The following is a 1,494-nucleotide window of genomic DNA, read 5'->3' on the forward strand; positions in this document are numbered from 1 at the left end:
AGTCTGGCTGGAGCAGATCAAAATGACTATCAAAAAGTAGTGCAGCATTACTTGAAACCAGATGAAAAATATACAATAGCTCAAGTCGAAGAAAAAATAGGGACAGCGGTTATACCAAGTTTAGAGAGTTCAACGGACAATATTCTGCATAGAACGAAGCAGTTATACATTGAAACCATAGAACTAAATAAGGATTTACTGGTTCAGCTTCGCCAAAAATATCCAGACAGAAAATTTATAGTGTCAGGTATGCTGGGACTATCGGCTTAACAAGGCATTTAAGAGTGATTCCCAACGCTTGGCATTTTTCATTCCATCGTTGGGTTTCGTGTTTACGGTGGTAAGGTTAAGTTTCGTAGTAGCGTTGCTCACACCTTAATGCAGCGTTATGAGCTTCCAAGAATTAGAAGGAAAATATGGCAGTTTTAGAAATTCTGATTGCACCGGATCCAAGGCTTAAGGTCAAAGCGGAAAAGGTGCAAGATATTACGACGGTACAAACATTAATAGACGATATGTTGGAAACGCTATATGCAACTGACAATGGTATCGGTTTGGCGTCGACTCAAGTTGGTCGTAAAGAGGCAGTTGTTATTATCGACCTTTCAGAAAGTCGAGATGAACCGTTAATTTTGGTTAACCCAGAAGTGGTTAGTGGCTCGGATAAAGCATTGGGTCAAGAAGGTTGTTTATCAGTTCCTGATTACTATGCAGACGTAGAGCGTTTTACTTCAGTTGTTGTGACTGCTTTAGATCGCGAAGGTAAGCCAATAACCATCGAAAGTGATGAGTTTCTAGCCATCGTAATGCAGCACGAAATAGATCATTTATCGGGTAACTTGTTTATCGACTATCTTTCGCCACTTAAGCGTCAAATGGCTATGAAAAAGGTTAAAAAGTACGTCAAAGCGCACTCTTAACCCCCGCTCATAACAAGCAATTTAAGAGGGATTCACAACGCTTGGCACTTTTGCTTCTACTTCAGTTTTAGTGTTTATGGCACAATGCTTTAGGTTTGGGTGGAGGCGTTGTTCACCCCTTAATTGGGCGTTATGTGAATTGGAGAAATTGAGTATATGAAGAAGTTAATCGCTATATTTATAGCTATCTTTTGTCTAGCTTCGATTGGTGCTCAAGCTAATGATCATCAGTTAAAAAATGCGTATGAAAATCATCAAAGTGATATTCAAGTTCAGGGCTCAGGCACAGTTATTCGCTTATTACCTGATGACAACGAAGGAAGTAGGCATCAAAAATTCATATTGAAACTGGACAGTAAACAAACTTTACTTGTTGCTCACAATATTGATTTAGCTCCTAGGGTTCCAAATCTAAAAGTTGGCGATCGAGTCCAGTTTTACGGTGAATATGAATGGAACAAAAAAGGTGGTGTCATGCACTGGACGCACAAGGATCCAAACAATAAAAATCCGCAAGGTTGGTTAAAGCACAACGGTAAGACGTACGAGTAAAATTCACATAACAAACGGCTCA

3 protein-coding genes are annotated in these 1,494 nt (G+C 39.6%); all 3 read left to right on the forward strand.

What is annotated here, in order from left to right:
- Positions 1 to 270, forward strand: a 270-nt coding sequence (locus PL85_RS16065) for a hypothetical protein (RefSeq protein ID WP_194573208.1), incomplete at its 5' end; no start/stop codon positions are given.
- Positions 271 to 416: 146 nt separating this feature from the next.
- Entirely contained in the window at positions 417 to 920 is a 504-nt protein-coding gene (def, locus tag PL85_RS16070) for a peptide deformylase (protein ID WP_115340162.1), read from the forward strand.
- Positions 921 to 1,076: 156 nt separating this feature from the next.
- Positions 1,077 to 1,472: a DUF3465 domain-containing protein gene (locus tag PL85_RS16075; protein ID WP_115340163.1), complete on the forward strand. Its 396-nt coding sequence runs from the start codon at positions 1,077 to 1,079 to the stop codon at positions 1,470 to 1,472.
- The last annotated feature ends 22 nt before the right edge of the window (positions 1,473 to 1,494 follow it).

The organism is Vibrio anguillarum (genome assembly GCF_001989995.2).
Lineage (GTDB): Bacteria > Pseudomonadota > Gammaproteobacteria > Enterobacterales > Vibrionaceae > Vibrio > Vibrio anguillarum.

What these genes read in the sequence shown, in the direction of transcription:
- def (WP_115340162.1), top strand. Translation starts at nt 417, where the DNA reads ATGGCAGTTTTAGAAATTCTGATTGCACCGGATCCAAGGCTTAAGGTC.
- PL85_RS16075 (WP_115340163.1), top strand. Translation starts at nt 1,077, where the DNA reads ATGAAGAAGTTAATCGCTATATTTATAGCTATCTTTTGTCTAGCTTCG.